The sequence below is a fragment of the Eudoraea sp. genome, from assembly GCF_049665975.1.
Classification (GTDB): domain Bacteria; phylum Bacteroidota; class Bacteroidia; order Flavobacteriales; family Flavobacteriaceae; genus Eudoraea.
Map to the genome: position 1 here is coordinate 1 of NZ_JBATGR010000015.1, position 3,786 is coordinate 3,786.

Consider the following 3,786-nt stretch of genomic DNA (forward strand, 5'->3'; position numbering starts at 1 on the left):
TTTTACACCATCGTGTTTTAAGGCTGTATTTGTATCCTCAGATCCCATACCCCCTGCACCTATAAGCGCGATTTGTATATTACTGTTCGCACTATATATTTTTCTGCTTAAATAAGAAATTTGAGGCCTTCTCCCAGCACCTATGATTGCCGGTGCACTCACCAAAGCTAAAGTTCCGGCTCCAATTTTCTTTAAAAACTGCTTTCTGGTTTGAATAGTTTTTTTTGACATATCATTCTCGGCTTAATGTGTCTAAATATATTAATTTATAGTATATTTTTTTTAATTCTAGTACCATAAAATTAAAAAAATGACTTCTTTCCCGATTAGTTGGAAAAAAAATAACGAAACTATTAATTATTTAATATTTTAAAATTGTAACTTTGTTTAACGATTATATATAAATAATGAACAATGTAAAAAAATCTTTCAGTATTCGCGACTTGGAAAACCTGTCCGGTATAAAAGCTCATACCATACGAATCTGGGAAAAAAGATACGAATTATTGTCCCCAGAACGAACCAGCACTAACATCAGGACCTATAGTTTGGCAAGTCTGCAGAAATTATTAAATATTACCCTCCTCTACAATTCCGGCTATAAAATATCTAAGATTGCAAAACTAAAAGAGACAGACATTCCCCTTCTGGTGAGGGAAATTGTGGCCAAAAGCAGCACTAATAATCATGCAATCAATGCGTTTAAACTATCCATGATTAATTTTGACCTGTCATTATTCCAAAACACCTATAACAACCTTCTTGCGGAAAGATCATTTCGGGATATTTTTTGGGAGTACTTTATTCCTTTATTAAATGAACTTGGTTTATTATGGCAGACAGACACCATTAGCCCCGCACATGAACATTTTATTACTAATTTGATTAAACAGAAGATTTATACGAGTACCGAAAAATTGCAGGTGATAGAACCGACCAATACTGACAAGGTATTCGTTCTTTTTCTACCTGAAAATGAAATTCATGAAATTGGGCTTCTATTTATTAATTACGAAATAATTCTTCATGGTTATAAAACTATTTATCTGGGTCAGACTATGCCATTAGAAAATCTGGAAGACCTTGAAAATTATTATAATAATATACATTTTTTGTCCTACTTCACTGTAGTACCAAACAAGGACAAATTAGGCAAATACATTGATGATTTTACAAAATTTCTAAACAAGAATAATTCTAGTTTATGGATTTTAGGTAGGCAAATTCAGCACATAAATAAAGAAAAACTTCCACCGCACATTCGTACCTTTGCATCTATTGAACAATTGTCAAAAGCATTATAGTTAATTATAGCTGTAAAATCATGAATTTCAACAGGAAAAAAGTTGTAATCATTGGATCTGGATTTTCATCACTTTCCGCAGCCTGCTATCTGGCTAAAAAAGACTTTGATGTTAGTCTTTATGAAAAGAATGATACGGTTGGTGGAAGAGCCCGTCAGTTTAAAAAAGATGGGTTTACCTTTGATATTGGTCCTAGTTGGTATTGGATGCCCGATATTTTCGATCGCTTCTTTGCAGATTTTGGCAAACAAACCTCCGACTATTATCAATTAGATAAATTAAGCCCTGCATATAAAATCTTTTTTGATGACGAGATTATAACTATCGGGGATTGTATGGATAAAATTTGTGAGGAATTTGAACGTATTGAAAAAGGCAGTTCCGTGCATCTAAAAAAATTTATCAGCAAGGCGCAAAAAAATTATGATATAGCCATTAATGAAATTGTCTATCGCCCCGGACTATCGCCTTTGGAGTTGGTAACGAAAGATACAATAATAAGAGTTGATCAATTCTTTAAAACAATAAGTCAGGAAGTCAGAAAGAATTTTAAAAACCCAAAACTTATTTCCACACTGGAATTTCCGGTATTATTTCTTGGAGCAAAACCCAGTAATACCCCGGCTTTTTATAGTTTTATGAATTTTGCAGATTTTGGGCTCGGAACCTGGCATCCCAAAGGAGGTATGTACCAGATAATCCTTGCAATGAAAAGTTTAGCCGTGGAATTAGGGGTTAGGATTCACACAGATAGCCCAGTAGATAAAATCATAGTGCAGGAGGGTAAGGCAAACGGGATATTAGTGAATTCTGAAAAAATAGATGCTGATATGGTATTAAGCGGGGCCGATTATCATCATACAGAAACCTTATTGGATAGTACCTATCGGCAATATTCTGAAAAATATTGGCAAAGAAAAACATTTGCACCTTCCTCATTGCTATTCTTTATTGGGTTTGACAAAAAATTAGAAAATGTTGAACATCATAATTTGTTTTTTGACACAGATTTTGGTCAGCATGCCTCTGAAATTTATGACAATCCCAAATGGCCATCCAGACCTTTATTTTATGCCAACTTTCCTTCAGTAACAGATAAAAGCATGGCTCCCAATAACATGGAAACCGGTTTTTTCCTGATCCCAATAGCCCCTGGAATAGAGGATACGCCAGCACTTAGGGACCAATACTTTGATATTATCTTGAAAAGATTCCAGGAGCGCACAGGTCAGAGTGTTGAAAATAATATTATATTTAAAAAGTCTTTTTGTATAAATGACTTTAAAGAACAGTATAATTCTTATAAAGGAAATGCTTATGGTATGGCAAATACTTTATCACAAACTGCTTTTTTGAGACCAGGATTGAAGAGTAAAAAAATTAAAAATCTATTTTTCACCGGACAACTAACAGTCCCCGGGCCAGGAGTTCCTCCTTCTTTAATTTCGGGAAAATTAGTTTCTGAATTAATAGAGAAAAATAATTAATAGCTAGTAAATGAAATCAATTTACGATCATATTTCCTTTGAATGTAGCAAAATTGTAACCCAATCTTACAGTACATCTTTTTCGCTCGCTACTAAAATGTTGTCCTCTTCCATAAGAGGTGACATATACAACATATATGGTTTTGTTAGATGTGCCGACGAGATAGTCGATGCATTTCATGACTATGACAAAGAGAAATTATTCAACAAATTTGAAGAGGATCTTGAGTTGAGCTTAAAAGACAAAATAAGCCTTAACCCCATACTAAATGCCTTCCAACATACTTACCATAAATACAAAATTCCAAATCATTTGGTTAATTCATTTATGAAAAGTATGCGAATGGATCTCGATAAGAGCGTTTATAGTACCGAAGCAGAATTTAAAGAATACATTTACGGATCTGCGGATGTTGTGGGTCTGATGTGCCTTCGCGTTTTTGTGAAAGGCGACGAGGACCGGTATGAAGCCCTTAAAGAATCTGCAATGGCTTTGGGATCTGCCTTTCAAAAGGTTAATTTTCTCAGGGACCTTAAGGCAGATTATGAAAATTTAAACCGTTCATATTTTCCAAATACGAACCTCCTGGAATTAGATGAAATGTCTAAACAGAGGATTGTTGAAGAAATAAAAGCAGATTTTAAAATGGGATATGACGGAATAGTTCAACTTCCAAACGAAGCAAAATTTGGTGTATATACCGCTTATAAATATTATTATAAATTGCTGCGCAAATTACAAAAAACCCCATCTTTGGAAATTAAAAATGCAAGAATACGGGTGCCTAACTATCAAAAATTTGGGCTGCTTGCAAAATCTTATGTAAATTATAAACTGAACTTATACTAGCATGAAAATTATAATTTGGATCTTAATTTTCCTTGGCACATTTGGTTTTATGGAGTTTATGGCCTGGTTTACTCACAAGTACATAATGCATGGATTTTTATGGACTTTACACAGAGACCATCACAAAAAAGATCATAGTTCGTGG

General features: G+C 33.9%; 3 protein-coding genes and 2 pseudogenes. 4 read left to right on the forward strand and 1 reads right to left on the reverse strand.

What is annotated here, in order from left to right; translation table 11 throughout:
- A pseudogene (locus WBN20_RS00605) lies at positions 1–231 on the reverse strand (gfo/Idh/MocA family oxidoreductase); the annotation flags it as partial.
- A gap of 176 nt (positions 232–407) precedes the next feature.
- On the opposite strand from WBN20_RS00605, the gene WBN20_RS00610 reads away from it, so the two are divergent.
- The 4 genes and pseudogenes from WBN20_RS00610 to WBN20_RS00625 form a co-directional block, all read left to right on the forward strand.
- Entirely contained in the window at positions 408–1,304 is an 897-nt protein-coding gene (locus tag WBN20_RS00610) for a MerR family transcriptional regulator (RefSeq protein WP_424280337.1), read from the forward strand.
- A 20-nt stretch (positions 1,305–1,324) separates the two neighbouring features.
- The gene (locus WBN20_RS00615) at positions 1,325–2,791 is read left to right on the forward strand and encodes a phytoene desaturase family protein (RefSeq protein WP_424280338.1); all 1,467 of its coding nucleotides are present in this window, start codon (positions 1,325–1,327) and stop codon (positions 2,789–2,791) included.
- 10 nt (positions 2,792–2,801) lie between these two features.
- Entirely contained in the window at positions 2,802–3,641 is an 840-nt protein-coding gene (locus WBN20_RS00620; RefSeq protein WP_424280339.1) for a phytoene/squalene synthase family protein, read from the forward strand.
- Between the two features lies 1 nt (position 3,642).
- Positions 3,643–3,786 (forward strand): annotated as a pseudogene (locus WBN20_RS00625) (beta-carotene hydroxylase); the annotation flags it as partial.